A 22,306-nucleotide genomic window follows, 5' to 3' on the forward strand; every position below is an offset into this window, starting at 1 on the left:
TGATGAGGACATGTGAGCTATGCGCAGGGCCAGTTTCCGACCGGTGAGGCTTGGCTTCTGAGTCGATCAGCGTTGTTATTGGAGTGACCACGTGCCATGTCCCACGAGGGCACACCCATGTTTTAGTCTTCAGGAATCCAACGTGGCACGTCCGCAGCCCCAACCGAACCCAGTCCAGCTCCGCTTCGTCGAGTTCGAACTCGACGAGGCCAACGCCTGCCTGTCACGCAACGGAGAAGCTGTGGCGTTGGCGCCAATTCCCTTCACACTGCTGTGCGTCCTTGCACGCCAGCCGGGATCGCTGGTGACCAAGGATGCCTTGCTTGATGCCGTGTGGGGGCATCGGTTCGTCAGCGATTCGGTGCTTAAGACGGCCATCAGCGATCTGCGCAAGGTGCTGGGCGACGACCCCAGGCAGCCCCGCTTCATTGAGACTGTGTCGCGACGCGGCTATCGCTTCATCGCCGCTCCCTCCCCTGCGCCTTCGATGCTGTCGGCACCCGCGCCGGTGTCAGCGGCGGATACATATCTATCGCCGCCATTCATTGGTCGCACCGACAAGCTCTCAAGACTGCAACAGGCGTGGAAGCGGGCTTACAACGGGCAACGTGCGGTGGTCTGGCTTGCCGGAGAACCGGGGATTGGCAAGACCACGTTGATCGAGCATTTCCTCGCCAGCCTTGGCGGCATCGCTTGCGCACGCGGTCATTGCGTGGAGCACCACGGCACCGGCGAGCCGTACCTGCCGGTGCTGGAGGCATTGGCCGATCTGTGCCGCAGTGACCCCGCCCTGCCGGCTCTGCTGCGCGCCGTGGCGCCGACCTGGTTGCTGCAACTGCCGTGGCTGAGCACCGCGCAAGAGCGAGACGCGTTGCGGCGCGAGCTTGCCGGCATCGGTCCGGATCGCATGTTGCGGGAAATGGGTGAACTGCTGGACCGCTACACCGAGCAGCGACCGCTGTTGCTGATAACCGAAGACCTGCACTGGAGCGATCGGGCGACGGTCCAGCTCATCGACTATGTGGCGCGGCGACGTGGCCGCACTCGACTTATGTGGCTGGCGAGCTTCCGCGTCGCCGAGGTGGTGGCGCTCGATCATCCGCTCAACTCGTTGCGCCACGAACTGCGCCTGCAACGTCTGTGCGAGGAAGTGGTGCTCGATCCATTCTCGGAAACCGAGGTCGCTGACTATGTCGCGCTGCGTTCGGCCTCTCTGGCCCGCGATGAAGCCTTCGTGCGTGCCCTGCACGAGCGCACCGACGGTGTGCCGCTGTTCGTGTCGTCAGTCATCAGCGAAGTGATGGACACCACGGACGACGACGCCACCATCGAGGCCCGGCTGGCGGGGATGGCGGTTCCCGAGAACCTCGCGGCCATCATTGATCACTACATCACCAGGCTCGGGCCGGAGCAGCTTGCGCTGCTCTCGGCGGCAGCGGTATGCGGAGTCGAATTCCGGGTTGAGACGGTTTCGCTGGCCCTCGAACGCGACCTCGCCTCTGTGGCCCACACCTGCGAGGAACTGGTGCGCGAGCAGGTGTGGCTCACGCGGTCGCGGGCCGCCGAACCTGAGGAGACGGTGGAGCTACCCTACTCGTTTCGGCATGCCCTCTTCCGCCAGGTACTGTACGACCGCACGCCGCGCTCATTGCGCACCCACCTCCATCGCCAGGTTGGCACTGCCCTCGAACGCGAGCGAATGGCCGGCGTGCCGGTTGCTGCCTCGGAGCTGGCGACGCACTTCGACCGGGCCCGGCAGCCGATGATCGCGCTGCGCTATTACGCCGAGGCAGCAGAAGCCGCGCTGCTGCACTTCAGCCCGGCCTTGTGCATCGGTCTCACTGAGCGCGCATTGGCCCTGCTGCGGCAGACACCAGAAGGGATGGAACGCGATGCGCTCGAAGTTACCTTGGCCACACTGCAGGGGGTGTCGGCTTTCCACACGTTCGGTGTCGGCAGCGAAGCCAGGAATGCGTTCGAACGCGCGTACACGCTGCTAACGAATGTACCCGAGCATCCAATGCGCGGTCGCCTGCTGCACGGATTCGGCTATCTGCTCGGTCTGCGCGGCGACTATGCGCTGGCGCTGGAGGTGGCGGAACGCGCCGAAGCCCTCTCGTGCGAGGCGAACGATCCAGCGCTCATGCTGGTGGCGTGCATCGTGCAAGGCGAGGTGCATCATCTCCAGGGTCGCACGCAGACAACCCGCAGTTGGCTAGAGCGCGCCCTCGCGATCGCCGAGCCGCTGGACATCGGGACGAACGAGATCTTTGCGGTCGATCCTCAGGTCATGCTGCACGGTATGCTGGCCATAGAACTCGTGCGTTCTGGCCTGGTTGAGCAAGGCCGGGCCCACATGCAGCGGGCGCGGACCCGCGCGCAAGCGCTTCGCCAGCCTATGACGTGGCTTGTCGCTGCCTGGCAGGAGGTGCTGATCGAGGTACGGCTGGGGAACCATCTGCGTGTAGCCGCGCTGGCTGACGACATGCAGAAGCTGGTCGATGAGAATTCGCTCGCACTGGGGCGAACGGCTTGTCGCTGGTGGCGCGGCTGGGCCGACGCGCGCAACGGTGCACCGCACGACGGCTACCGTCGCATCCGTGAGGCCTATGAAGAACACACCGGGCTTGGAATGCGCTCCGGTGCCAGTGAGGTGCTCGGCTACGCCACCGAGGCGCTGCTGCTCGCAGGTGATTGCACCGCAGCGCAAGTCGAGCTGCAGGAAGCATTGCGGGTGGGCGAGGAACTGGGCGAGCGCGTATACCTGCCACAGCTATTGCTGCTGGAGGCAGCGATCTCGCGAGCACAGGGTCAGCCCGACGCCGGTATCGCTGCGGTGCGGCGCGCGGTTGAAGAAGCTCGCGCCCAGGAAGCACCGTGGCTGGAGCTGCAAGCGCTGGTCGAACTGTGCGAGCACCCTGACGCTACGGCCGTGGACCAACAGGCATTGGCCACGCTGGTTGACCAGTCACCCGAAACTGACGGAACCGAGCTGGCGAAACGTGCGCGCTCGCTGATTCACGCTGCCAAGCCGGCTTGAAGCGACGCGATTTCTCTGCGGTAAGGGTTACTGTCCCGACCGAAGTCTGACCTTTCGCTTACGACTCGCCCCAGGGAACCGCTTACGCTGTCGTCGAACTTTCCTGCCCCCTGGCCTGCGATGATCCTGAACCCTGAATCCAAATACCCGAGCCGCCGCTCGTACGTAGTGAAGCTGCGTAGCGACGCCACGCCGGGGGCCCTGGTGGGCCGCCTCGAAAACCTGGTCACCGGACGACAGCGCGAGTTTTCGACAGCCGAAGAACTGCTGGAGTCGATTGCCTCGGACCTCGCGTTGGCAGCCGGCGAGCATACGGCCGATGCCGTCGGCGAGTGACGCCTCCACCACGAACGAGCGCTCGACATGGCGACCGAAAGGCGACCCTTCGCTGACAACTTCGCGCATCCCGGGCCCTACGCTGATGCCACCTCGAATCTTCACGAGTCCAATCCGATGCCGCGACTTACAACTTTCCGTCTGTTAACCCGCAACGCCGGGCAGACGCCCATGCAACATGCCGAACGCGTAATCGGTGTCGTAAAGGGTGCGGCGCTCACCGCGTCCATCGCCCTGATCCTGACCGGTTGCTCCACGGAGGTTTTTAAGCCATCGGTAGACGTGCCGACCAGGTTCGCCGCAAGCACGGCCTCCGAGATGGAACCCGAAGCCGTGTGGTGGAAGACTTTCAACGACCCGGTGTTGACGGATCTGGTGCGCCGCGCGATGAACGAGAACCGTGACGTCAAGATAGCCGCCGAGCGCGTGCGCGCCGCTCGCGCCGGTGAGACGATCAGTAACTCATGGCTCTTTCCGAGTGTCGGAGTGTCCGCCTCCGGCTCCGACCGTAGCAGCGGCTACAGCACTGCCAAGAAGCAGGGTTATCCAGATACCAGGACTGTGGGTGCAGGCCTGGACGTTTCGTGGGAACTCGATCTGAGCGGACGCCTGCACGCTGGTGCGCAAGCCGCCGAAGCCGAGGCACTGGCCGCAGAGGACGGCGTACGCGGCGTGCGTCTGCTGGTGATGAGCGATGTCGCCAGCAACTACTTCACGCTGGTGGGTGCGCTGCGCCAGGCCGAAACATTGCGCGCGATCTCCGCAGCGCAAGACGAGACACTGCGCCTGGTGAATGCCCGCCACCGCGCAGGGCTGGCAACCTCCTTCGACGTCGAGCGCGCGCAGACCGATGCCGCTTCGGCGCGCGCGCAGATCCCTCCGTTGGAAACCCTGGCGGCTGTGGCGCGACACCGCATCGCAGTCTTGATCGGTGACCAGGCTTTTAACGCCGCGAGTATCCAGCCCTCCCCTGTCAACGTGGTTGCACCCGAGGCTCGGCAGGGGCAGCCCGCCACCTTGCTGCAACGTCGGCCTGATGTATTGGCGCTGATGGCGCAGCTCGATGCCGCCAATGCGCGCCGTAAACAAGCCGCGGCCGAGTGGTTTCCGCAGCTGTTCCTCGGTGCATCCTACGGCCGCCAGGGCCTTGAGCTGAACGGTCTGGATCTGGGCACCGCACGCTTCACCAATGTGGCAGCTCTGCTCACCATGCCGCTCTTCAACGCCGGGCGCACGCGCGCGATCAACGAGGTCGCCGAGAGCGGCCAGCGTGAAGCGCTACTGCGCGCCGAAGACGGCATTGTGCGTGCGCTCGAGGACGTGGAGAACTCGCTCATCACACAAGCGCAAGAACGCCAGCGCGCTGCGTCGCTGCAGTCGGCCGCCGAGTCCGCGGAGGCTGCGCTGAGCCACGCGCAGTCCCTCTACGACAGGGGACAGATCGACCTGTTGCCGCTGCTGGACGCGCAACGGGCGCGCCTGGCGGTGCGCCTGAGTGCCAACGACAGCAACACCCGTCTGCTTCTCGATAGCGTACAGCTCTACAAGGCACTGGGCGGAGGCTGGCAAGTGTTCGAACAACCCGCCATGTCCACAGCAGCCACCGCAGCTGACCGGCCACCACTTTCCTGAGAATTTTCGTTTTACAAAGAGGAACCGCCTTGAAAACCTCCCTTACTGCGGCCGGCGCCCTGGCTGTAGCCGTCATGCTTTGCGCGTGTAGCCCAGACCAGCCTGCCGTGCAGGCACCCCGACCGGTGCGTACCACTGAAATCAGCTACGACAATGCTCGCGACATCAGTCGATACGTGGGCACCGTGCAATCGCGGCATGAAGTCGACCAAGCCTTCCGCGTAGGCGGCAAGGTCGCGCAGCGCAAGGTTGAGGTAGGCCAGTTTGTGCGCGAAGGCGACATACTGGCTGTACTGGATGACGCCGACTACCGCCTCGCTGAGCAAGCGTCGCGACAACAGTGGACGGTTGCTGTCGAGCAGACGCGCCAGGCCGACTCGGACCGCCAGCGCCTGACTGCGTTGAAGGCTGACGGCTCGGTCAGTGCGGCCGACAACGAGCGCGCGCAGACCAATGCCCAAACCACGCATGCGACCGCCGAGGCCGAGGCGCGAAAACTTGAGCTCGCGCGCAACCGGCTCAAGTACACCGTGCTGCGTGCCTCGCGCAGTGGCGTCATCACGGCTGTGCGCTTTGAGGCCGGGCAGGTCGTGGCGGAGGGCCAATCGGTTGTCTCGGTTGCGAATCCGGATGAATCCGAGATCGTTATCGACGTGCCCGAGGATCAGCTAGCCGTCTTCAAGGACGCGCAGTTCAAGGCCTCGCTGGCCAGTGCGCCGAACGAGACCTTCGATGTCACGCTGCGCGAGCTATCGCCGCAGGCTGCGGCGCAGACGCGCACCTATCGCGCGCGGCTTAAGCCAATGCAGGCGCTGCCGCTGGGCGCCACCGCCACGGTGATGGCCGAGCGAGTCATGACAAGTGTCACTGTGGCGGCGGTGCCAGCCACTGCATTGACGCAGAGCGGCGGCCAGCCGGCGCTGTGGGTGGTCACGCCCGCGGGCAAGGATCCGGTAGGCATCGTCGAACTGGAGCGTGTGGCGGTGTGGGGCTACCGCAATGACGAGGTGCTCGTCTCCGGGCCGCAGGCCGGCGTGTTGGTCGTCACCGCCGGCGTCCAGAAGATGGCATCCGGCCTGAAGGTCGCGCTCCCCGGTACAGAGATCATTGACGCGAACATCACGCAGCAGGCCGCCCGATGAACAACTTCAACCTCACCGACTGGGCGCTGCGCCATCGCGCCATCGTCCTGTTCTTGCTCCTCATTGTCGCGGTGGCCGGTGCCTTCAGTTTCACCAGGCTCGGTCAACTCGAGGATCCGAACTTTTCCGTGCCCTCCATGACCGCCATGGTCATCTGGCCGGGTGCCACCGCCCAGCAGTTGCAGGACCAGGTCCTCAACCGCATGGAGAAGAAATTCGAGCAGATCGACAACTTCGAGAAAGTGGTCACCTACGCGCGGCAAGGCTACGCAGGCATGACGCTCACCGTGCGCGGCGGAACCTCCAAGGCTGACCAGCGCGAGGCCTGGTACCAGGCGCGCAAGAAACTCAACGACCTGAGCCTCGAGATGCCTGACGGCGTGATCGGCCCGATCCTGAACGACGAGTACGGCGACGTGTACGGCCTGATGTACGCAGTCAAGGGCGACGGCGTCGGCCACGCCGACCTGTCGGACGCGGTCGAGGACATCAAGCGCCAGATGCTTAAGGTGCCGATGGTCAAGAAGATCGATCTCATCGGCAAGCAGGCCAAGCGTGTCTACGTCGAATTCTCGCACGAACGCCTGGCAGCGCTGGGCATTACACCGTTGGCCATCGCCGAAAGCCTCAAGAGCCATAACGCCCTGTTGCCCGCAGGCCAGATCGACACCCGCGGCGACCGCGTCATGGTGCGCGTAAGCGGCCAGTTCGCCAGCGAAGAGGCTATTCGCAACGTACCCATCGCCGCGGGCGGCCGGCTGATCAAGCTCGGCGACATTGCGACCGTCACGCGCGGTTTCGAGGATCCGCCGACCTACACGGTACGCCACAACGGCCAGCCAGTGCTGATGCTCGGTATCACGATGACCAGCGACGGCAACATCGTGGACCTTGGCAAGGCGATGGACACGGCAGTCGCCAAGATCCAGTCGGAACTTGCGCACGGCGTGGAGTTGGAGTTCGTGGCCGACCAACCCACCACGGTGAAGGATGCTATTCACGACTTCGGGCGCGCGCTGGCCGAGGCGCTGATCATTGTGATCGCGGTGAGCCTGGCCAGCCTGGGCTGGCGCGCCGGCCTCGTTGTCGCGACCACGGTGCCGCTGGTGCTGGGCGGCGTGGCGCTGGTGATGCTGGCGATGGGCTGGAACCTCGAGCGCATCTCGCTCGGCTCGCTGATTATCGCGTTGGGACTGCTGGTGGATGACGCCATCATCGCCATCGAGATGATGGTGGCGAAGATGGAAACCGGCATGGACCGCGTGAAGGCAGCCGCCTTCTCCTATCAGTCTACTGCCATGCCGCGCCTGACCGGCGCGCTGATCACCGTCGTGGGCTTCCTGCCGATCGGCCTCTCGAGATCCACCACCGGCGAGTACGCGTGCGGCATCTTCTGGATCGTCGGTGCCGCGGTGCTGTTCTCGTGGATCTGCTCCGGCATCTTCACGCCGTACCTGGCGGTCAAGATGCTGCCCAACGACTTGGGCAAGCACCAGCATGGTGATCCGTACGACACGAAGCTCTACCGCAGCCTGCGCCGCCTGATCGACGCCGCCATCGAGCGCCGCTGGGTGGTCATCGGTGCGACGTTTGGCGCTCTGGTGCTTGCTCTGGCCTGTATCAAGCTAGTGCCACAGCAATTCTTCCCCAACAGTTCGCGTCCTGAACTGGTCATTGACCTGCGCGTCAAGGAAGGCTCCTCGTTCGCCGCGACGACCGAGCAGGTCAAGCACATGGAGGAGATTCTGGCGAAGGACGAGGACGTGCGTTTCTTTACCGCCTACACCGGCGCCGGAGCACCGCGCTTCTATCTCTCGCTCAACCCCGAGCTGCCGAATCCGGGCTTTGCCCAGTTCGTTGTGATGACCAAGGAGCTGGATGCACGCGAGCGAGTACGTGCGCGGCTAGTGGCCTCGGCTGACCAACAATTCCCACAGGCGTGGGTGCGCGTGACCCGGCTCGAGTTGGGGCCACCTGTCGGCTACCCGGTGCAGTTCCGCGTCGTAGGCCCCGATACCCAAGTGGTGCGCAAGATCGCCCGCGACGTGGAGAAGGTGGTTGCGTCCAACCAAAAGGTGCGTGACCTCCAGCTCGACTGGAACGACCCGGTGCGTACGCTGAAAGTGGAGCTTGATCAGGACAAAGCGAGCGCGCTTGGCCTCGCACCGGCCGACGTGTCGCTGGCGACCCAGACCGTGATGAACGGCGCAACCCTGTCGCAGCTGCGTGAGCGCGAGGACCTGATCGACATCGTGGCCCGTGCCGTGCCAGAGGAACGCTTGAACCTCGACACACTGAAAGACATCAACCTTTACACACGCCAGGGTACGGTAGTGCCGCTGTCGCAAGTCGCACAGGTGCGCTCAGAACTGGAAGAGCCGGTACTGTGGCGCCGTAACCGCGACATGGCGATCACGGTGCGTGCCGACGTGAAGGATGGCGAGCAAGGTGTATCGGTGACGCAGGAGATCCAGCTGTTGCTCAAGGATGTCGAAGCGAAGTTGCCGTCGGGCTACCGCATCGACGTGGGCGGCGCGGTGGAGGAAAGTGACAAGGCGAACAAGGCGCTACTCGCGGTGGCCCCGTTGATGCTGATCACCATCCTGCTGTTACTCATGCTGCAACTGCAGAACTTCTCCCGCATGTGGATGGTGATGCTGACCGCACCGCTGGGCCTGATCGGTGTGGTGCCGGCTCTACTGGTGTTCCAGTCGCCACTGGGCTTCGTCGCGATCCTGGGCATCATCGCACTGGGTGGCATGATCATGCGCAACGCGGTGATCCTGATCGATCAGGTACAAATCGAGATCGCCGAAGGGCGCGACCCGTGGAATGCTGTGCTGGATGCTGCCATTCACCGGGCTCGTCCGGTGATGCTGACGGCGCTGGCTACCGTCCTCGCCATGATCCCGCTAACGCGCAGTGTGTTCTGGGGGCCGATGGCAATAGCGATCATGGGCGGCCTGACCGTGGCGACGCTGCTGACGATTTTCTTCGTCCCGGCGTTGTACGCTGCATGGTTCAAGGTCGGTCGCCAGACGGCCGCTGGCACCCAACAGGTGATGGGGGACGCCGAGCTCGCTTCTGAGGGATGAGTGCCGTGGCACTGTGCTCCCGACCTCACCGCTATTGGAAAGGCTTGCTCAGCGCCGTTTCTGAAAACAACCGAGGTCTGCCGCGAGGCTCTGCGAACGTTACGCTCTTTCGCCCCCTCGCGGCTCACAGGAAATGCTGATGGCCAAAGGAGCTGCTTACGACAGACTGCTATCGGCCGAGGCTGTGTAAAAACGTTTTTGAGCGCGACAGGTACTCAAAATCGGACTGGAAATCGCGTTTCTACGCGAAACCCACATCTGCTGACGTGCCGATAAATTTCAGATTTAACGTAGATGCGCATACTTCAATTTTGGTGAAACGTTTTTACACACTATGGGCCAGAAGCTGTCGTTGGAATAGCACCGCAGTTCTGTGGGAGCGGACTTGCCGGATCGCCGGACCGCCGCAATGGCTTCACCGCGGAGCTTCAGACAATCACGTCGCCTGCATCGCGGGCAAGCCCACTCCCACAGGCCTGCGGCGTACCGGCCGTTTCAGGCCGTAAGCGCCCACCTGTAGCGTTCACCAACCAGACATGCACCCTGCAATCCTGCTGATGACGGGCCATGGGTCACGAGCCTGGTAAAGCAGAGCTCGCTTTTCCTCAACGCCGCCGGTGCGCCCTATGACTTTCGCTGGAGACGGTTAAGCCCCGAACCTTTCGAAGTGGTCATGGTGCTGCTGGGCCTGTCGCTATTCGACGAGGCACTGCAGGACGTCTTCGGGGCAAACGCCGCACACGCCACGCTTCGGGATGTGTCCGGCTTCGAGGATCCGCAGCTGGTCGCATTGCTGCAATGCCTGCGCGAAGAAGCCGAACGGCCCGTGGCCAGCCGCCTGTTCGTTCAAGGCGTTGCGGCGCTAATTGCGCGAAACACAACTGAGCGTGATCACTTTCGCCAATGAAGTCGGCTACTCCAACCCCAGTCACTTCGCCCCTGTATTTCGCAAGCACACCGGTCTTTCCCCAAGCGACTACCGGCGCCAGCGTTAGGGCTCTGCTGGCCGCAGATAGGGCTCGATAAAGCCGCAGCCAAGGATCTCGTTCAGCCGTTGCGCATCGTTCATTCGGCGAAACAGTCCAATAGTCTTCCACGGCGCGTGACCATCGACATTGGGCGCTCCCAATCCGGTCAACAGGTCGGCGATCAGTATTGATCGGGTCTCGAAAGATATGCGTGTCAGCCCGGTGCTATTGCCGACGCCGGCATGGGCATGAGCCCCGGAAAAGGCGATAAGGCTCCCCGGAGCGATATCGACGGCAATCCCCTCCTGCGGGCCGATCGCTTCCAGCAGATGCGGAATGGCTTCGTCGGCATCCACGGCATTGCGGCCGTCTCGATGGGATCGCTGCAAAATGGCGCGCATATCGAAATCTGCGCTCGAATTACCCAGCGGTCGCTGCCAGAGGCCTGGATACAAGGCGACGGTACGCCCCGCCGCGATGGGATAGATGGGCGCCCACCAGTTGGTTTGTGCATAGATATTCGACCCCCAGGTATCGCGGTGAAACGCGATGGTGGCCGTCGTGCGGGCACGCGGCGTCGACTGCCCTGGCTCGCAATGCGGCTGAAAACGCAAATGCAGGCGATCGCACGCCAGGGTATCGGGGGCGATGCCAAGGCTTTGCACGACGTCCTGCCAGCGCTGATGGACCTCAGCCGAGCCTGCGAAGTCGTTCTGAATTTTCGCAAAGCGCTCAATCTGCTCAGGGTGGCTCAAATGGCGATGGATCTGTTGCGGCGACCAGGGATGCAGCGCGTCTTCGAGGAACGCACGCGTATATTCCACCAGCGCCGTCATGGGCTGCCGGTCAGCGAAGCGAATGATCTCGCCAGCATAGATCCGGTCATGCAATTGGCGAGCGGTGCTCGGTATGGCAAGCGAGCTGTACATGACTGGAAGTCCCCTGAAGGTGCGCCCCTGACTTTAGATCCACGCCGATTGTGGCGAAAGTGGCAGGTGGGGCGAAAAAGCGCGGATCAGGCCCTGGGGACGTGAGCAACAGGCGACCTTCAAGCCATGAATGGGGCGCTTATGGCAGTTCTTAGCAGGCAGTTAACGGCCAATTGCTGCCTGTCGCCACCGACAGCAATGGGTCGAACACGGCGCGAAGCGAGCGACTACACTCGACCAAATGGAGTCCTTTCAGCGTCCAACGGCTCAACGATCGATGTCACCGGCACCTCGTTCAAGGGTGACGGCCGAACTTAGTGCTCACAAATCGAAGGGATGATTACCCCGACTATGAAAGCTCAAACACTTGACCTGACGAAGTACGGCGACTGCCTGCCCGGCGAGGATCGGTCGTTCGGCGGCAACGTTTTTTATGTGGACACGCTTCCTGCGAGTGCTTGGTTCAAGAACCTCCGGACCTCGATGTCGCAAGCGCATTGGAAGGCGATCAGTCAGTACGTGAGGGACCGGGTGGACGGGAAATGCGAGATTTGTTCGTCGGAGCGACGGCCTGAAGCGCATGAATGTTGGTCGTTCGATGCGAGTACCAAGACGCAGAAGCTCGCCCGCATCATGTGCCTATGCAAGTTATGTCACCTCGGGACGCACTGGGGACTCGCCGGGAACATTGGATTTGCCGAGGAGGTCGGAGCACACATTCGCGAAGTCACCGGATGGACCAAAGAAGAGTTTTCTTCACACTTGCGTGAGCGGAAAACGCGAAAACCCGAAGAGCTGGCCTGGAATCTTGATTTGTCCATGGTGGAATCCATCGGCATCAAGTTAGTCGAGCCGAGCGCCGCGGTTGCCGGTAAACGGAACGACCTTGCCGCCGCTGTCGATAGGGATTCCAAAAGGACCTGCATTACGTTCAGCGGCCGGACAGAGGATTTGTCGAGCCAACTTCGTAAAGGGTATGTCGCGCTGGTCCCTAATACCGACGACGACTTGTTGGGGGCAATACCCCTGACCGATTCGTTGATGACGCAATACATTGCGAAACCGCCCCAGGACATCGCGGACGACAAAACTGTCCGGATACCCTTGGCCCTCTTCATTGAGGCGCACAACAACCCGGTCGTCGTTCAAGATTCGCAGGACCTCATCCGCCATCTTGCGGATCGTGGCGTACCCAAGCGATTGGTTCCTGCCCCAGACTTTGACTGGATCGAGCCTGACCTTGCGATGGTTGCAGCCTGCTTGAGGGACGCTATCCTCTTCTCGGACGACCATTGAACCTAAAAACGGCAGTTGATGAGCCCAAAGCAAACCAAAGCAAATGCTTGTCGCGCCGTGGGATCTGCCGATTCGCCGACTCACCCATTTGGAACTGCTCCGCAGTTGTCAAAAAAGGCCGAAAACCCGCGCCAGTACTTGTCTTTCTTTGTTTGGGGCATCGCTCAACTGTCGTTTCTAGATTGAAAGGCCGATCCGCCCCATAACTGCCTGTGGTGACGGACAGCAATCGGCCAATAGCTGCCCCTTGGCGAGAGGCAGCTTACAACGATGAACTCAACGACGATCATTTCAAACCAGCAGCGACCTGTCCGTTATTGCAAAGGCACATAAATATCGGTCTGCCATTGACCCTGCGGTGTCTCGGGGGAAATGCTTAGATAATCGAAGAACAGCGGCTGGTCTCGAAGCTCCTCGCCGCTGGTAGGGAGCCAGTCGCGATAGATCGGATAGATCGATTCGCCGATGTGATCCGTCGAGCCCACGTGACGCACCACGACGCAGCGCCCGCCAGGGATAACCCTCTCGGTTACGCCGAACTCATTCGCTGCTACCGCCTCGTGAATCTCGCCGCAGACTGCAAACCGGAACTCTTCGGCCGGGGTCGTATCGGGGTTGCCGAAAGGAATACCAAAGCTGCGACTTGATGCCACCGGAGACTGTCCGCTCTGCATGCGCCACTCGATAAATTTACGCACGCTCTCATTAATGAGCCCGGGCGCTCCGCAATGCTCTAGTGCTGCAACCCTGACTTCGCGAAACTCCACAATTCGTATCTGCATGATGATGCTCCTGGAAAAATGAGGGATGGTGAACACCGCACTCCAGACCTGCCAATTCGGTTGCTTCCTGAATGCACTCGGCGTCATACCGAACGCCCGCCTGAACGCCCTGGAAAATGCTTCGGGGCTTTCGAAACCCGCACCGAAAGCGGCGTCCAGCACCGAGTAATCCGCGAGGGAAGACAAGCAATGCGCCGCGCGTCGTAGTCGCATCAGTTGTACATAACGTGAAACAGGCACGCCCACGAACGCGGTAAATTGTCGATGGAAGTGAAACGCCGAAAAATTCGCGACTTGGCTCAACGTCTTCACGGACAAGTCACCTTCGAGATTGGCGTCGATGTAGGCGAGTACCAGGTCGAAGCGTTTTGTGTAGGCGGCGTTGCTGAGCAAGTCAGACACTGGATGGAGGCTCCGGGAAACACGGTAGGCAATAGAGTCGACTATATCGGCGTGCCCGCGCCTAGCCGTGTTTGCTCAGGTCGCGATTGAATTGCCTGTACGACCGACAGCTTTGGGTTGTGGATTCAACCGGTCGACGGGGTGTAAATCGCTCTCATATTTACCTGACTTACTTTTTCGTGCGTTCTTGCCATTTGGTAACCCTGTAGCGAGTATTTGGGTGAAGCAACTCTCACATCAGCGAGGTAATGCGCCATGAACATCGAATTGCCTGACCCGCTCGCCAGCTACCTTGCGGGCGAAAAGGGTACCGACATCGAGGTGTTAGAGCGCTGTTTCGCCACAGACGCCACCGTGCGCGACGAAAGCCACACCTACAAGGGACTGGAGGCTATCAAAGCCTGGAAGCAAGCCTCGCAGGCCAAGTACCAATACAGTATCGAACCTTTGAGCAGCTCGCAGGAAGGACAGACCGTCACCCTGCTCGCTCGGCTGAGCGGGAACTTTCCTGGTAGCCCCGTCGAGCTCACCTACACCTTTGTACTCGACAACGGCAAGATCGCATCCTTGGAGATCAGCTGATGTGTCGGCGCTGATTCATCACGACAGCGCGCGCGAGTTGATGGAGAAACTCGTCAGGGAAACTCCGAAAATTTTGTGCAACCACTGTTCCTTTTGAGATGTGACCCGTCCTGAATATCACGTTCTGCCCCTTAACCTGGTGATTTCAAGGGCTTTCGTATAGAACCTGGAGCGCGCGGCCAATGAGTTTTTTTATCATGTAAAGGAGCGCAAAATGAGCTGCCTGGCGTTCGAATGACGTGTCGCAGTCGGCTGGCGTGTAGTCATCTCGGGCACCATGGGTAAGGACTTTCTCGGGTACGATGAGCGCGCTTGCTGTCGACTGCAGGGGCCGGAGGAGGCGTTTTGAAACCATTCCCGCTCAGATCTGGCACCTCAACTCTGAACATGTTCCTGCAAGGGGGCTTGCCACGCCGTGATGCTGTGCCGCAAACGTTAACGGAAAAAGCGATCATCCCAGGCATTCCCAATGCTCGCTACTGGTTGGACCACGACCTGACTCTGTTCATTCAGGATGCAACCGAGGGCAACAAACGCGAGAGCGAGGCTCTCGCCAAGGCAGGGAAACCGAACAACATCCTGCCGCTGGCAAATATGCTGGCAGTTTCGGGAGGCGGTGACGCAGGCACATTCGCAGCAGGACTCATTACGGGGTGGACCACGCATGGGACTCGACCCATGTTCAAGGTCGTCACGGGCATTAGCGCGGGCGCCCTGGTCGCCCCGTTCGCTTACCTGGGATCCGGGTACGACGACGTGATTCGGCATATCGCCAACGTCATCGGTCCAAAAGACGTTTTTCGTTCGCGAAACGTGTTAACCCGTCTTGCCAGCGACGGTATAGCGGACAGCAAGCCACTGTCGCGGCTCATTACGAAGTACGTCACTGCGCAGATTCTTGCGGCGATTGCGTCGGAATACGCCAAAGGACGAATCCTGCTGATAGGCACAACCGACCTTGATTCAGGGCGGCCAGTCACCTGGAACATGGGCACTATTGCCTCTAGCGAAGCACCGGGAGCGCTCGACCTCTTCCGCAACATCATGATCGCGTCGATGAGTATTCCCGGCGCAGTCTCACCCGTCATGATCGATGTGGACGTAGACGGCAAACAGTTTCAGGAAATGCACGTGGACGGAGGGGTAATCACTCAGGTGTTCCTTTACCCACCTGGCACCAAGATGGCGCTGAACAGAGCCACCGGAGCACCTTTGCGACTCGAACGTCATTTCTATGTCATTCGTAATGGGACACTGGAGCCGCAGTGGTCCGGGACGAAACGCCGTACATTGAGCATCGGTGGTCGAGCTATCAGTGCATTAATTCAAACTCAGGGGATCAGCGACCTGGAGCGAATTTACCGCATGGCGCAGCAGGATGGAGCGGATTTCAATCTTGCGTACATTGGCTCCGACTTTTACTTTCCGCACAATCAGAAATTCGATGGCGAGTACATGAAGCGTTTATTCGATTACGCCTTTCAACTCAGCGCGAAGGGCTATCCGTGGCATAAATCGCCGCCCTCGGAAAACACTGAACTACGAAACACCCGCTGAACGATTTAGCCAATCTGTTGCATCGACCGGTTGAATCCACAGTTGATTGCAGCCCTTCGTGACGGGTAGCTATCGGCCAAGAGCAGCCATTGGACAGAATGATGGCTCTGCACTAGCATTCCTCAGATTGATGTAGTTACCGCGACCGTCGTTAGATTAAACGTTAGAAGTAATAGGTGTAGTCCATGAGTGACAAATCCTTCTACGGCATTAGCGATGTTAAAATTACCAGCGTGAAATTTATCCTCAACAACTGGATCTATGCTTTATCACCTGTAAGCTCAACTGAAATAACACTAATAGGCAATGGCGCTCGTTTGCTAACCAACTTCAAAAAAAGGAGGCAGTTCCCTTTTGCCCATGACAACTCTACCAGACCAGACAATGATTACTTTAATTAGGATGACCTCACATGACGCCACTCATAATTATTTGCTCAATCGTCATTTCAATGCTGGCGGGAGCGCTATTTTACACAATAAAACAACCATCAAACCCAAGAAAAACCCTTCAATATAGCGTTTATAGTGGCGTCATATTTACTGCTGTATTTAGGGTTATTGCAACAACCAGTAAAGCCAACTTATCTACCGTCGCATTTATTGGACTACTGGTGGCAATTGTTATCTGTTTCTTTCTTGGCTGGTCTTACATTGGCATGAGAAAAGAGAAAAAAGAAAGCACTTGAATATCCATAAATAGCTATTCCTCATGTCGGCAATTTCCAATATGCGTAAGCCGCACTTTATGTTTCAGTTCGGAATTTTTGTGGAACTGATTTCTCAAATACGATTTGATCAGCGATTTTTTGCTTGATGAGCAGACGACGCAGCCAAGGGCGACCATCGCGCTACGGCAAAAAGCAGACACAGAGGTAGAAATGAATCTATCCTTTTTTTGTCATTTTTTTCCTGCTACATCGCATATCGGAGTTGCTATGAGGAAAATTCAGGCTGCAAGTTTCGCGCTGTTAATTGTTTTATGTGGAGTTAGGATGGCCAGCGCTGAATCAACATTCTCCTTTGAGTCAGCGGCAACGCTCGATGACATGTCATCTCTGATCAAATCGAAAACACCGCTTGGATCTTCTCGCGAAAATGTCCGAAAAATTTTCGTAGAAGAGGGGCACGCAACGCTAAAGATCAAGAAAGATGACTCTAGCGCCGAGAAATATATCTACGATATTGATTTATGCCATTACTATATTTGGCGGTGGAATATCTCGTTCGATTACGACGGCAGTGATCAATTGCGCCAAGCATACGTAAACGGAAATATTGTTTTCCCGCACGGCAATCCAAAGAAGATCATTCCGAAGTTTGCGGAAGAAGGAAAAAAGGCGTCGATATATCGGATGCAACGTCCTAGGACCGAAGCATACAAGGGCGAGAGTTCGCTGGGATTTTTGCTCTTTGATCGCGACAGCGACCCCAGCACCACTGATGATCAAGCCCTCATTGGCGCCGGTCCTAGCCGAGTCGATCCAATTAATATGGGCAAACTAGTCACCTATACAGACGTCGAGCCCTGGCGCTCTATTTTCGACTTCGATGCCGCTGACCGCATCGTGTCTTATCAAGGTAATTGCAATACGGCCAGGTAGCCTGGATATCCGGATGGTGGAAAACCGCCAGAACCTTCCGCCAACGACAGCAAAGGGTCGTTTTTTGCCTGTCGCGACGGGCAGCAATCGGCCATGTGAAGTCATTAGTAGTTGCCACGTAACCAGCATAAAAAGGGACAGACCACGATTTCAGGTAAATGCCGAGCCGTCGTGATCTGTTCCCTGTTTCCGCGCGGCCGTTTTCTATGTCTGGCACAACTACCCTGACATCGGTGGGCCTATACTTTAACGATCGACACACTCGATGTGGCATGCAGTCGTGTTTGATGTATGGGAGACGCGTCGAGCGATCGTTCACGCAGGCCACGGCCTGCCTTCGTCGTAGGGAGGAAAACATTCATGGCGCGTAAATACATCGACTGCCGCGAGTTTCCGAGCGATTCCCACTGCTCAATCGCACTGTCCGCAGACTCTGAAAACGAACTGCTCGAGGCCGCCGCGCAGCATGCGGTCAGTGTTCACAAGCACACCGACTCACCAGAACTGCGTGCTCAACTGAAGACGATGTTTCACGACGGAACCCCGCCTGTTGAAGCACCGCGTCCTGCTTAGCACCCAGGGGTTTCAGAGGAGTGATTATCATCGATAAGCACCTACGAGGCTCATTTCGATGAGTTCCGCAGGCCTGAGGGTAGTTTTTTATGCCTGGCACAATCTGAATGACGAAGGAGATCCCCAAGGAGCTGCCAATGGCTGCTCCTTGGGGGTGCTTTGGAGAGCTTGTTTAATGTGGCTGCGTGTTCACTCAAGCTAAGCTAAAGCTGATTCGACCGGTTGAATCCACAGCCAATAGCAGTCATTGCTCGCCTTAAAGAAACCGCGAAATATTCGCCATCGCACGCGTTATGTAAATGTCCTTCTCACCCACCGGGGCAACGTAATGAAGCGCACTGCGTGCGGCCTCGATACCTGCAAGACGTGAGATGCACCAAGCGGCCAGATACTGCGACGACAAGCACCCGCCAGCGGTTGCGACATTGCCCTTGGCCACGAACGGTTGATTGAGTACCGCCACGCCGGCCTCCTCAACCCATGGCCTGGTGATCAGATCCGTGCAGGCCGGAACGTCGTCCAGCAGGCCCAGCTTTGCAAGTATGAGCGTGCCCGAGCACTGGGCGCCCAGGAGTTGGCGCACAGGATCAAGCTTCAGGCGAGACATCAGTGCGGCATTCGCGACGACGTCCCGGGTCATTCTCCCACTACCCACCAGCACAGCGTCCGCGCCGCATGCGTCTTCCAGCGACATCTGCGCTTCGATCATCAGGCCGTTCATCGACAGCACCTTGTCCGTGGGGCTGGCGATAGACACTCGCCAACCAGGCTGTTGAACCCGGTTGAGGATGCCGAACGAGATGAGCGAATCAAGTTCGTTGAAACCTTCGAAGGTAAGGATGGCAATGTGCATTTTGAGCCTCGTACCAGAGAAATCCTGTGGCTCATCGTAAAACCTGACAACCAATACATTCAAAAAATTGTAATGGATACACTCTGACTCACTTCAGCAATATGGCAGTAACAATCTGCATCATCGACTCCCGATAAAGATCTACGCTCTGTACTGATTACGAACGTGGGCACAGGCGAATCTGATGGCATTCATCGACACATACGAGAAAGAAATTCTCGGTCTTGAGGTCTTTCTGTTCCATGCGCGTAGTCGTCTGGAAGCAGAGACAGACAGCGAGGCCTTGCACGATTTAAGGATCGCCGTCAGACGAATCCGAAGTCTGCTAACGCCATTGCGCTCATTGAAGGGAATGACCGTACTTCACGAGGCTGCCACCGAGGTGGGTCGGCTGACGACACCGGCGCGGGATCTGGAAGTAATGGCCTTCTGCATTCAGGGCATCAGAGCCAAGCAATGATTCGAGGGTAATGAAACAGGTCATCTTCAAGGCGCTGACCAAGCAAATCGATAAGCTCCATCGCGCTTTGGACGATGAGCAGTCTGACCTTAAGCCACTGGAGTACCTGTGGGCGGAGGCTTCCGCCTGTGAACTTCGACAAGCCGAGGACGAAATGCAAAAACTGAAAATGCTGCTTCCAAAAATCTCTGGCAAAAAAATGGCCGTCCCAAAGACGGCCAGGAAAACAGGAGTTGATTCGAAGCAGGAGCTATCGATTGCGCGCGAGCATCGTACCGGCATTTCAATTTCAATTTTATGTTCAGCGCACGGATCAGATGGGGAGCCAAGGCGTGCTATCCCATCGCTAGATACTGAAACGTCAACATTACTTTTGCGATCAACTGGCCCGCTCCAAAGCGGAAAACAGGCTGACGAATTCCAATGAAAGCTTATGGCGTGGCGCCAGGTGGATCATGGGCACCGACGCTTCATGGGACTCCCGCATTTTGACCGTGCTACTCAAATAATCCGGCAACACGGGCAAGCCTTCGGCCACCAACTCGTCGATCAGCATTTGGTGCAAGCTGGCACGCGCCACAAATTGGTTGACCACCACGCCTTCCACAATCAACGACTCATTATGGTCAGCTTGCAACTCGGCCACTTGCGCGATGACGCTGTAGAGCGCCTGACGAGAAAAGCTGTCGCAATCGAAAGGGATCAGTACGCGGTCGGCGGCGATTAGTGCACTGAACGTGTAGAAATTCAGGGACGGCGGCGTATCGATATAAATACGTTCGTAATCTTCGGAAAGCTCCACCAACAAGCGGCGCAGCTTGTTGATCTTGAATTTGGACTCAAGCTTTGACTGCAGGTCAGCAAGCTCGTGGCTGGCCGTGACCAGATGAAGATTGTCGTATCGAGTATCAGTGATAGCCACTCGACTCTTTTTGCTGGCCGGGCCGCTGGATAGGGTTTGCTTGAAGAAATCGGCAATCCCCATGGGGATATCATCGCCTGTCAGTCCTGTCAGGTATTGGGTCGAGTTAGCCTGAGGATCGAGATCCACCAGAAGCGTCCTGTAGCCTTCGACAGCACTGACAGCCGCGAGATTGCAGGCGATGCTTGATTTGCCAGCGCCCCCTTTTTGATTGAACACAGCTCGACGCATAAGAGAGGTAACCTGAAAAAGATCTCCCTCGATCATAGGGTTGAAACATTTCAGTAATATTTCTACGCGACAATTTTGTTTCATTTTTAAGACAGCGGCTGCCATACCCTGACTGCATCACCCGACATGCAGTTAACGAGAGGTGTGTCTGTACTTACGGCAATACAAGGAGGTCAACGATGCAATGCTCGCCGGATGAAATACGCCACCAGATCCTGGACGCCGAACCCGTGTTGAAACGACTCGATATCGAGATGGAAGGGATTCAGTTTGATCCACTGGTGCCTTCAAGCGTCACTGCTGCCTACGCCAAGGTAGATCGGGTGATTGAGCATCTGTTGGCCCGGTTCAAAGCAAACCCCATCCTTGGGCCGTTAACGACAGAGCTGAAGTCCCAGTATTTTGATGGTATTCGAACGAAGGTAGCGCATGCCAGGAATGGCAAGTAGCTTGGATCTTCGTCGGCAGCGACCGTTTTTTTTCTCTTCGATTGGCCATCGTTGTCTCCCAAGGGGCACAACTCCGGCCATTTGGCGCCTGTCTTGAATGTCAGCTATGGGTCCAGGCTGTGTGAAAACACACTTGATACGTTCAACGTTGAGATTTTTTTGGATTGCCTGCGCAGTCGGTAGTAGAAAGCATGGATTGGTCCGTGCGGCCAACATCGGCGCGCATTTGGCTGTTGGGGGCCGCGTCAGCGGCAACAGTGAGGATCTACCGTGACGCTTTTTGACTGATACGCCTCCCCGATTATCCGCCTTAGGCAGGGATGCTGATAACAGACACCACGGTAATGAAGTCCGTCCCTACAAACGATCCACTGTGTGACCATTGATGCGTCAAGTGGGGTACCGCGCCTGGCTCTCGCTGGCGTTCTGAACTCGGCACACTCGCCCGTGCGCTCGAGGCGTCATCGCAGACTATTCTTGATCTGGGTAACCGACCGGTCGCACCGAAGGAGGTCACTCGTTTATGCACTGTGTCCTTTTCGAAATCCGCCGCGGTTCGATCGGATGCATGAAGGCAAATCAATCCGCGCCGTCATCGAGTTCCGATGAACTACTGGTCTGGGGCACGGCCCCAGGCACTTTTGTCTGACACCCTGAAACGGAGACGCCAGCATGAGCACCTTGCAACTTCACCCTGCACTGGACAATGGTATCCAACCCGCCGCCGCGAATTTCACAGGTGGCACCCTGCAATGCCTGTGTGCGACCGACAAGGTCGAGGTCAAGATCGACGCACAAACTCTGCATAACCACGCGTGCGGCTGCAGCAAATGCTGGAAACCACAAAACGCGACATTCGCCGTCATCGCCGTGGTGCCTCGAGATAAGGTCAGCGTCATTGCCCACGGCGAAAAACTGGCGATTGTCGACGAAACCGCCACCATCCAGCGCCACGCCTGCAAGCAGTGTCACGCCCATCTCTTTGGACGCATCGAGAACAAGGACCATGCGTTTTATGGCCTGGACTTCGTCCACACCGAGCTTTCGCCACAGAGCGGATGGGCTGCGCCGGGATTCGCAGCGTTCGTATCCTCCATCATCGAAACCGGCACACCGCCAGCGCAAATGAAGGCTATCCGCGAGCGCCTGCGCTCGATCGGCCTGAAACCCTATGACTGCCTGTCCCCGGACTTGATGGACGCACTGGCGACTCATGTCGCCAAACAGAAAGGCCTGCTCCCCGCCGCCTGATTGATCGGTCGCCGCGGTTTCTTTTCCGGACCGCGGCTCCCGTTCACCTTTGATGTTGTGCACCCCACATAACGCTATGGCTAACTGCATCTACATCAGGCAGATAACGGCCAATTTCTGCCGATGCTGACCGGCAGCAAAGGGTTGGCTTCAGCCGGTCGTGGCCGGCAGAAAACGTTCCAGAGCAACCATTCGCCCCCCAG

At 58.5% G+C, this 22,306-nt stretch carries 21 protein-coding genes and 2 pseudogenes; 19 read left to right on the forward strand and 4 right to left on the reverse strand.

The genetic code is table 11. From position 1 onward, the window contains the following. The first annotated feature begins 142 nt into the window (after nt 1-142). The 7 genes from AC3ITY_RS20120 to AC3ITY_RS20150 all read left to right on the forward strand — a co-directional run bounded on the left by AC3ITY_RS20120 (nt 143) and on the right by AC3ITY_RS20150 (nt 10,240). Complete coding sequence (locus AC3ITY_RS20120; RefSeq protein WP_489304536.1) at nt 143-3,040, forward strand: AAA family ATPase; 2,898 nt, start codon at nt 143-145, stop codon at nt 3,038-3,040. Between the two features lie 120 nt (nt 3,041-3,160). Beyond that, the gene (locus AC3ITY_RS20125) at nt 3,161-3,376 is read left to right on the forward strand and encodes a hypothetical protein (protein ID WP_489304537.1); all 216 of its coding nucleotides are present in this window, start codon (nt 3,161-3,163) and stop codon (nt 3,374-3,376) included. Nucleotides 3,377-3,547: 171 nt separating this feature from the next. Beyond that, nucleotides 3,548-5,008, forward strand: a complete 1,461-nt coding sequence (locus tag AC3ITY_RS20130; protein ID WP_489304538.1) for a TolC family protein — start codon at nt 3,548-3,550, stop codon at nt 5,006-5,008. Between the two features lie 125 nt (nt 5,009-5,133). Further along, nucleotides 5,134-6,150 (forward strand): efflux RND transporter periplasmic adaptor subunit, encoded by a 1,017-nt coding sequence (locus tag AC3ITY_RS20135; RefSeq protein WP_489304539.1) that lies wholly within the window; start codon nt 5,134-5,136, stop codon nt 6,148-6,150. Further along, nucleotides 6,147-9,245: an efflux RND transporter permease subunit gene (locus AC3ITY_RS20140; RefSeq protein WP_489304540.1), complete on the forward strand. Its 3,099-nt coding sequence runs from the start codon at nt 6,147-6,149 to the stop codon at nt 9,243-9,245. The genes AC3ITY_RS20135 and AC3ITY_RS20140 overlap by 4 nt, the downstream gene beginning before the upstream one ends. A gap of 673 nt (nt 9,246-9,918) precedes the next feature. Then, nucleotides 9,919-10,152, forward strand: coding sequence for a hypothetical protein (locus AC3ITY_RS20145; RefSeq protein ID WP_223538074.1), 234 nt, complete (start codon nt 9,919-9,921; stop codon nt 10,150-10,152). Then, nucleotides 10,133-10,240 (forward strand): helix-turn-helix domain-containing protein, encoded by a 108-nt coding sequence (locus tag AC3ITY_RS20150; RefSeq protein WP_411741689.1) that lies wholly within the window; start codon nt 10,133-10,135, stop codon nt 10,238-10,240. Before AC3ITY_RS20145 ends, AC3ITY_RS20150 begins: the two co-directional genes overlap by 20 nt. Here the strand turns inward: AC3ITY_RS20150 and AC3ITY_RS20155 are convergent. Beyond that, complete coding sequence (locus AC3ITY_RS20155) at nt 10,237-11,142, reverse strand: hypothetical protein (protein WP_223538079.1); 906 nt, start codon at nt 11,140-11,142, stop codon at nt 10,237-10,239. The genes AC3ITY_RS20150 and AC3ITY_RS20155 overlap by 4 nt on opposite strands. A gap of 351 nt (nt 11,143-11,493) precedes the next feature. On the opposite strand from AC3ITY_RS20155, the gene AC3ITY_RS20160 reads away from it, so the two are divergent. Then, complete coding sequence (locus tag AC3ITY_RS20160; protein ID WP_489304541.1) at nt 11,494-12,438, forward strand: hypothetical protein; 945 nt, start codon at nt 11,494-11,496, stop codon at nt 12,436-12,438. A gap of 314 nt (nt 12,439-12,752) precedes the next feature. Here the strand turns inward: AC3ITY_RS20160 and AC3ITY_RS20165 are convergent, their stop codons facing one another. Beyond that, nucleotides 12,753-13,622 (reverse strand): AraC family transcriptional regulator, encoded by an 870-nt coding sequence (locus tag AC3ITY_RS20165; protein WP_489304542.1) that lies wholly within the window; start codon nt 13,620-13,622, stop codon nt 12,753-12,755. 255 nt (nt 13,623-13,877) lie between these two features. Here AC3ITY_RS20165 and AC3ITY_RS20170 point away from each other — a divergent pair, with 255 nt between their 5' ends. The 7 genes and pseudogenes from AC3ITY_RS20170 to AC3ITY_RS20200 all read left to right on the forward strand — a co-directional run bounded on the left by AC3ITY_RS20170 (nt 13,878) and on the right by AC3ITY_RS20200 (nt 17,937). Continuing rightward, entirely contained in the window at nt 13,878-14,204 is a 327-nt protein-coding gene (locus tag AC3ITY_RS20170) for a nuclear transport factor 2 family protein (RefSeq protein ID WP_489304543.1), read from the forward strand. A gap of 594 nt (nt 14,205-14,798) precedes the next feature. Then, nucleotides 14,799-15,341 (forward strand): annotated as a pseudogene (locus AC3ITY_RS20175) (patatin-like phospholipase family protein); the annotation flags it as partial. Nucleotides 15,342-15,663: 322 nt separating this feature from the next. Further along, nucleotides 15,664-15,795: pseudogene (locus AC3ITY_RS20180) on the forward strand (IS30 family transposase); the annotation flags it as partial. A gap of 151 nt (nt 15,796-15,946) precedes the next feature. Then, nucleotides 15,947-16,162, forward strand: coding sequence for a hypothetical protein (locus AC3ITY_RS20185; RefSeq protein ID WP_489304544.1), 216 nt, complete (start codon nt 15,947-15,949; stop codon nt 16,160-16,162). An 11-nt stretch (nt 16,163-16,173) separates the two neighbouring features. After that, nucleotides 16,174-16,449 carry a hypothetical protein gene (locus AC3ITY_RS20190; RefSeq protein ID WP_489304545.1) on the forward strand — a complete coding sequence of 92 codons (276 nt, stop codon included), beginning with the start codon at nt 16,174-16,176 and terminating at the stop codon, nt 16,447-16,449. 306 nt (nt 16,450-16,755) lie between these two features. Then, entirely contained in the window at nt 16,756-17,364 is a 609-nt protein-coding gene (locus AC3ITY_RS20195) for a hypothetical protein (protein WP_489304546.1), read from the forward strand. A 360-nt stretch (nt 17,365-17,724) separates the two neighbouring features. Further along, nucleotides 17,725-17,937 (forward strand): DUF1059 domain-containing protein, encoded by a 213-nt coding sequence (locus AC3ITY_RS20200; RefSeq protein ID WP_008001113.1) that lies wholly within the window; start codon nt 17,725-17,727, stop codon nt 17,935-17,937. A 256-nt stretch (nt 17,938-18,193) separates the two neighbouring features. Here the strand turns inward: AC3ITY_RS20200 and AC3ITY_RS20205 are convergent, their stop codons facing one another. Continuing rightward, complete coding sequence (locus tag AC3ITY_RS20205; RefSeq protein WP_489304547.1) at nt 18,194-18,790, reverse strand: DJ-1/PfpI family protein; 597 nt, start codon at nt 18,788-18,790, stop codon at nt 18,194-18,196. A gap of 184 nt (nt 18,791-18,974) precedes the next feature. Here AC3ITY_RS20205 and AC3ITY_RS20210 point away from each other — a divergent pair, with 184 nt between their 5' ends. Continuing rightward, entirely contained in the window at nt 18,975-19,250 is a 276-nt protein-coding gene (locus AC3ITY_RS20210) for a CHAD domain-containing protein (RefSeq protein WP_489304548.1), read from the forward strand. Nucleotides 19,251-19,260: 10 nt separating this feature from the next. Continuing rightward, nucleotides 19,261-19,677: a hypothetical protein gene (locus AC3ITY_RS20215; protein ID WP_489304549.1), complete on the forward strand. Its 417-nt coding sequence runs from the start codon at nt 19,261-19,263 to the stop codon at nt 19,675-19,677. On the opposite strand, the gene AC3ITY_RS20220 is transcribed toward AC3ITY_RS20215, so the two are convergent. Next, complete coding sequence (locus AC3ITY_RS20220; protein WP_489310953.1) at nt 19,630-20,403, reverse strand: ParA family protein; 774 nt, start codon at nt 20,401-20,403, stop codon at nt 19,630-19,632. The two genes, AC3ITY_RS20215 and AC3ITY_RS20220, sit on opposite strands and share 48 nt — an antisense overlap. A 179-nt stretch (nt 20,404-20,582) precedes the next feature. Between AC3ITY_RS20220 and AC3ITY_RS20225 the strand changes: the two genes are divergently transcribed. Beyond that, nucleotides 20,583-20,852: a hypothetical protein gene (locus tag AC3ITY_RS20225; protein WP_489304550.1), complete on the forward strand. Its 270-nt coding sequence runs from the start codon at nt 20,583-20,585 to the stop codon at nt 20,850-20,852. Nucleotides 20,853-21,524: 672 nt separating this feature from the next. After that, nucleotides 21,525-22,103, forward strand: a complete 579-nt coding sequence (gene gfa, locus AC3ITY_RS20230; RefSeq protein ID WP_489304551.1) for an S-(hydroxymethyl)glutathione synthase — start codon at nt 21,525-21,527, stop codon at nt 22,101-22,103. Nucleotides 22,104-22,306: the final 203 nt, after the last annotated feature.

The sequence above is a fragment of the Pseudomonas sp. GL_091 genome, from assembly GCF_057837725.1.

Coding starts and splice junctions, on each gene's coding strand:
- AC3ITY_RS20225 (WP_489304550.1), top strand. CDS start 20,583: ATGCAATGCTCGCCGGATGAAATACGCCACCAGATCCTGGACGCCGAA.
- AC3ITY_RS20125 (WP_489304537.1), top strand. CDS start 3,161: ATGATCCTGAACCCTGAATCCAAATACCCGAGCCGCCGCTCGTACGTA.
- AC3ITY_RS20140 (WP_489304540.1), top strand. CDS start 6,147: ATGAACAACTTCAACCTCACCGACTGGGCGCTGCGCCATCGCGCCATC.
- AC3ITY_RS20205 (WP_489304547.1), bottom strand. CDS start 18,790: ATGCACATTGCCATCCTTACCTTCGAAGGTTTCAACGAACTTGATTCG.
- AC3ITY_RS20190 (WP_489304545.1), top strand. CDS start 16,174: ATGACGCCACTCATAATTATTTGCTCAATCGTCATTTCAATGCTGGCG.
- AC3ITY_RS20185 (WP_489304544.1), top strand. CDS start 15,947: ATGAGTGACAAATCCTTCTACGGCATTAGCGATGTTAAAATTACCAGC.
- AC3ITY_RS20215 (WP_489304549.1), top strand. CDS start 19,261: ATGAAACAGGTCATCTTCAAGGCGCTGACCAAGCAAATCGATAAGCTC.
- AC3ITY_RS20145 (WP_223538074.1), top strand. CDS start 9,919: ATGGTGCTGCTGGGCCTGTCGCTATTCGACGAGGCACTGCAGGACGTC.
- AC3ITY_RS20170 (WP_489304543.1), top strand. CDS start 13,878: ATGAACATCGAATTGCCTGACCCGCTCGCCAGCTACCTTGCGGGCGAA.
- AC3ITY_RS20220 (WP_489310953.1), bottom strand. CDS start 20,403: ATGCGTCGAGCTGTGTTCAATCAAAAAGGGGGCGCTGGCAAATCAAGC.
- AC3ITY_RS20160 (WP_489304541.1), top strand. CDS start 11,494: ATGAAAGCTCAAACACTTGACCTGACGAAGTACGGCGACTGCCTGCCC.
- gfa (WP_489304551.1), top strand. CDS start 21,525: ATGAGCACCTTGCAACTTCACCCTGCACTGGACAATGGTATCCAACCC.
- AC3ITY_RS20200 (WP_008001113.1), top strand. CDS start 17,725: ATGGCGCGTAAATACATCGACTGCCGCGAGTTTCCGAGCGATTCCCAC.
- AC3ITY_RS20155 (WP_223538079.1), bottom strand. CDS start 11,142: ATGTACAGCTCGCTTGCCATACCGAGCACCGCTCGCCAATTGCATGAC.
- AC3ITY_RS20195 (WP_489304546.1), top strand. CDS start 16,756: ATGGCCAGCGCTGAATCAACATTCTCCTTTGAGTCAGCGGCAACGCTC.
- AC3ITY_RS20210 (WP_489304548.1), top strand. CDS start 18,975: ATGGCATTCATCGACACATACGAGAAAGAAATTCTCGGTCTTGAGGTC.
- AC3ITY_RS20130 (WP_489304538.1), top strand. CDS start 3,548: ATGCAACATGCCGAACGCGTAATCGGTGTCGTAAAGGGTGCGGCGCTC.